The sequence below is a fragment of the Nocardia noduli genome, from assembly GCF_019038455.1.
GTDB lineage: Bacteria > Actinomycetota > Actinomycetes > Mycobacteriales > Mycobacteriaceae > Nocardia > Nocardia noduli.
Window position 1 is genome coordinate 1 of the sequence record NZ_JAFMPL010000194.1, and the last position, 5531, is coordinate 5531.

Genomic DNA, 5531 nt, shown 5'->3' on the forward strand with positions numbered 1-5531 from the left:
GATGTTCCGGCGGTGTCCTACTCTCCCACACCCTGTCGAGTGCAGTACCATCGGCGCTGGCAGGCTTAGCTTCCGGGTTCGGAATGGGACCGGGCGTTTCCCTGCCGCTATGGCCGCCGTAACTCTATGAAACTATCCACACAACAGCGCTGACAACCCCACCACACACTCGATGTGTTCACGAACCCGGGATCCACACCCCCTCCCGTTTTCACGGTCGAGACAGTGTCTTCCAGGTTCGCATACACACCGAAAAGTGTTTCCGGGTGTCTGCTGCAGTGTCTGTGTGTTGTTTCAGATACCGCACAGTGGACGCGTAGCTTCTTTGTTGGTAAGTCCTCGGCCTATTAGTACCAGTCACCTACACCCGTTACCGGGCTTCCAGTTCTGGCCTATCAACCCCATGGTCTGTAGGGGGCCTTAACCACTCGAAGGTGGTGAGAAACCTCATCTTGGAACAGGCTTCCCGCTTAGATGCTTTCAGCGGTTATCCCTTCCGAACGTAGCTAACCAGCAGTGCCCTTGGCAGGACAACTGGCACACCAGAGGTTCGTCCGTCCCGGTCCTCTCGTACTAGGGACAGCCTTCCTCAAGTTTCTGACGCGCGCGGCGGATAGAGACCGAACTGTCTCACGACGTTCTAAACCCAGCTCGCGTGCCGCTTTAATGGGCGAACAGCCCAACCCTTGGGACCTACTCCAGCCCCAGGATGCGACGAGCCGACATCGAGGTGCCAAACCATCCCGTCGATATGGACTCTTGGGGAAGATCAGCCTGTTATCCCCGGGGTACCTTTTATCCGTTGAGCGACACCGCTTCCACTTGCCGGTGCCGGATCACTAGTCCCGACTTTCGTCCCTGCTCGAGCTGTCGCTCTCACAGTCAAGCTCCCTTGTGCACTTGCACTCGACACCTGATTGCCAACCAGGCTGAGGGAACCTTTGGGCGCCTCCGTTACATTTTAGGAGGCAACCGCCCCAGTTAAACTACCCACCAGGCACTGTCCCTGAACCAGATCATGGTCCGAGGTTAGAAGTCCAATACGATCAGAGTGGTATTTCAACGATGACTCCACGAACACTGGCGTGCCCGCTTCACAGTCTCCCACCTATCCTACACAAACCGTACCGAACACCAATACCAAGCTATAGTGAAGGTCCCGGGGTCTTTTCGTCCTGCCGCGCGTAACGAGCATCTTTACTCGTAATGCAATTTCGCCGAGTCTGTGGTTGAGACAGCTGAGAAGTCGTTACGCCATTCGTGCAGGTCGGAACTTACCCGACAAGGAATTTCGCTACCTTAGGATGGTTATAGTTACCACCGCCGTTTACCGGGGCTTAAATTCTCAGCTTCGCCATTACTGGCTAACCGGTCCTCTTAACCTTCCGGCACCGGGCAGGCGTCAGTCCGTATACATCGTCTTACGACTTCGCACGGACCTGTGTTTTTAGTAAACAGTCGCTTCTCACTGGTCTCTGCGACCACCACCAGCTCAGGAAGCAAGTTCCGTCACCAGCGTTGGTCCCCCTTCTCCCGAAGTTACGGGGGCATTTTGCCGAGTTCCTTAACCACAGTTCTCTCGATCGCCTTAGTATTCTCTACCTGACCACCTGTGTCGGTTTGGGGTACGGGCCGTGTACCAACTCACTAGAGGCTTTTCTCGGCAGCATAGGATCACTGAATTCGCCTCAATCGGCTACGCATCACCTCTCAGGCTATATGAGACACGGATTTGCCTATGTCTCGCCCTACAGGCTTACACCAGTACAACCACTGACTGGCCCAGCTACCTTCCTGCGTCACCCCATCGCTTGACTACTACAGCCAGGGTCGTATGCAGCCACATCCGGCCTCCCGAAGGAGGTCCATCCGCTTTTGGATACTTAGCACAACTGATTCACCATTTGGCGCGGATACACGGGTACGGGAATATCAACCCGTTGTCCATCGACTACGCCTGTCGGCCTCGCCTTAGGTCCCGACTCACCCTGGGCGGATTAACCTGGCCCAGGAACCCTTGGTCATTCGGCGGACGAGTTTCTCACTCGTCTTTCGCTACTCATGCCTGCATTCTCACTCCTGTAGCCTCCACGGCTGGATCACTCCGCCGCTTCCATGGCCACAGGACGCTCCCCTACCCATCCACACCACTGCACAACCCCCCGCAAGGAGAAGTGAATGTATTGCGTGAATGCCGCGGCTTCGGCGGTGTACTTGAGCCCCGCTACATTGTCGGCGCAGGATCACTTGACCAGTGAGCTATTACGCACTCTTTCAAGGGTGGCTGCTTCTAAGCCAACCTCCTGGTTGTCTTCGCGACCCCACATCCTTTTCCACTTAGTACACGCTTAGGGGCCTTAGCCGGCGATCTGGGCTGTTTCCCTCTCGACTACGAAGCTTATCCCCCGCAGTCTCACTGCCACGCTCTCACACACCGGCATTCGGAGTTTGGCTGATTTCGGTAAGCTTGTAGGCCCCCTAGACCATCCAGTAGCTCTACCTCCGGTGTGAAACACGTGACGCTGCACCTAAATGCATTTCGGGGAGAACCAGCTATCACGGAGTTTGATTGGCCTTTCACCCCTACCCACAACTCATCCCCTCAGTTTTCAACCTAAGTGGGTTCGGGCCTCCACGACGTCTTACCGTCGCTTCACCCTGGCCATGGGTAGATCACTCCGCTTCGGGTCTAGAACATGCGACTGGAAACGCCCTATTCGGACTCGCTTTCGCTACGGCTACCCCACACGGGTTAACCTCGCCACATGCCACTAACTCGCAGGCTCATTCTTCAAAAGGCACGCCATCACCCACCACCCACTAAAGGATGCACAGGCTTTGACGGATTGTAAGCGCACGGTTTCAGGTACTATTTCACTCCCCTCCCGGGGTACTTTTCACCTTTCCCTCACGGTACTAGTCCGCTATCGGTCACCAGGGAGTATTCAGGCTTACCGGGTGGTCCCGGCAGATTCACAGCAGATTTCACGGGCCCGCTGCTACTCGGGCATCATCCACAACAGCCGCTCGGTTTTCGTCTACGGGACTCTCACCCTCTACGACAGGCCGTTCCAGACCACTTCGACTAACCCAACGGTTTCTGACTGTTGCTCGACTCGGCAGAATCGAGAAGAATGACCCCACTACCCCACACGGACAACCCCTGCCGGGTATCACATCCGCATGGTTTAGCCTCATCCGCTTTCGCTCGCCACTACTCACGGAATCACTGTTGTTTTCTCTTCCTGTGGGTACTGAGATGTTTCACTTCCCCACGTTCCCTCCACACACCCTATATATTCAGATGCGGGTAACACGACATCACTCGTGCTGGGTTTCCCCATTCGGAAATCCTCGGATCTCAGCTCGGTTGACAGCTCCCCGAGGCTTATCGCAGCCTCCTACGTCCTTCATCGGCTCCTGGTGCCAAGGCATCCACCGTACGCTCTTAAACACTTACTAACAAAGATGCTCGCGTCCACTGTGCAGTTCTCAAACAACACACCCACTCGAATCCGAACCCCGCACCAGCAGAAGACTTTCCAGCCTCCCCGGTATGAACAAGAAATCCGAGCAGATCGTTATCGTTTCCCATGAAAGAAACACTCGCGTGTTCTCTCAGGACCCAACAGTGTGCCGATATAACCACCGCGACGAAAGACTCAGCTCCCGCCATACGCGATGATGATTGTCAGTGTTCCACCCATGAGCGTCCGCAGTTCTACGAATGAGAACTAAACGGTCTCTGGCATCAACGTTTACCATCCCCGACTCTTCGGGGTGCGATGCAGAAGTGCTCCTTAGAAAGGAGGTGATCCAGCCGCACCTTCCGGTACGGCTACCTTGTTACGACTTCGTCCCAATCGCCAATCCCACCTTCGACGGCTCCCTCCCACAAGGGGTTAGGCCACCGGCTTCGGGTGTTACCGACTTTCATGACGTGACGGGCGGTGTGTACAAGGCCCGGGAACGTATTCACCGCAGCGTTGCTGATCTGCGATTACTAGCGACTCCAACTTCACGGGGTCGAGTTGCAGACCCCGATCCGAACTGAGACCGGCTTTAAGGGATTCGCTCCACCTCACGGTATCGCAGCCCTCTGTACCGGCCATTGTAGCATGTGTGAAGCCCTGGACATAAGGGGCATGATGACTTGACGTCGTCCCCACCTTCCTCCGAGTTGACCCCGGCAGTCTCCTGCGAGTCCCCGGCATAATCCGCTGGCAACACAGGACAAGGGTTGCGCTCGTTGCGGGACTTAACCCAACATCTCACGACACGAGCTGACGACAGCCATGCACCACCTGTACACCGACCACAAGGGGGCCTACATCTCTGCAGGTTTCCGGTGTATGTCAAACCCAGGTAAGGTTCTTCGCGTTGCATCGAATTAATCCACATGCTCCGCCGCTTGTGCGGGCCCCCGTCAATTCCTTTGAGTTTTAGCCTTGCGGCCGTACTCCCCAGGCGGGGTACTTAATGCGTTAGCTACGGCACGGATCCCGTGGAAGGAAACCCACACCTAGTACCCACCGTTTACGGCGTGGACTACCAGGGTATCTAATCCTGTTCGCTACCCACGCTTTCGCTTCTCAGCGTCAGTTACTTCCCAGAGACCCGCCTTCGCCACCGGTGTTCCTCCTGATATCTGCGCATTTCACCGCTACACCAGGAATTCCAGTCTCCCCTGAAGTACTCTAGTCTGCCCGTATCCCCTGCAAGCTTAAGGTTGAGCCCCAAGTTTTCACAGAAGACGCGACAAACCGCCTACAAGCTCTTTACGCCCAGTAATTCCGGACAACGCTCGCACCCTACGTATTACCGCGGCTGCTGGCACGTAGTTGGCCGGTGCTTCTTCTACAGGTACCGTCACTTGCGCTTCGTCCCTGTCGAAAGAGGTTTACAACCCGAAGGCCGTCATCCCTCACGCGGCGTCGCTGCATCAGGCTTCCGCCCATTGTGCAATATTCCCCACTGCTGCCTCCCGTAGGAGTCTGGGCCGTGTCTCAGTCCCAGTGTGGCCGGTCACCCTCTCAGGTCGGCTACCCGTCGTCGCCTTGGTAGGCCATTACCCCACCAACAAGCTGATAGGCCGCGGGCCCATCTCGCACCGATAAATCTTTCCACCACAAACCATGCAGTCCGTGGTCATATCCGGTATTAGACCCAGTTTCCCAGGCTTATCCCGAAGTGCGAGGCAGATCACCCACGTGTTACTCACCCGTTCGCCGCTCGTGTACCCCGAAGGGCCTTACCGCTCGACTTGCATGTGTTAAGCACGCCGCCAGCGTTCGTCCTGAGCCAGGATCAAACTCTCCGTTGAAGACTCACGAAACACCCCGAAAGGTGAATCAGAAATATCTAACTAGAGTCCGAAAACCTAGCAAAACAAAACGCCAACAAAAAATCTTTTGCTGACTAATGTCCAACCCATCCCATACGGGGGTATGAAAGGGCCGGAACCAAATAAAACATTTGGCACTGACATTCATCGACACACTATTGAGTTCTCAAAGAACACACGCACACAC

3 rRNA genes are annotated in these 5531 nt (G+C 55.6%); all 3 read right to left on the bottom strand.

The window, feature by feature from the left end:
• Positions 1-4 precede the first annotated feature (4 nt).
• Positions 5-121, bottom strand: a 5S ribosomal RNA gene (gene rrf / locus JZ792_RS40540).
• Positions 122-327: 206 nt separating this feature from the next.
• Positions 328-3462, bottom strand: a 23S ribosomal RNA gene (locus JZ792_RS40545).
• Between the two features lie 342 nt (positions 3463-3804).
• Positions 3805-5323 (bottom strand): 16S ribosomal RNA (locus JZ792_RS40550).
• Together the 16S, 23S and 5S rRNA genes form the textbook arrangement of a ribosomal RNA operon.
• Positions 5324-5531: the final 208 nt, after the last annotated feature.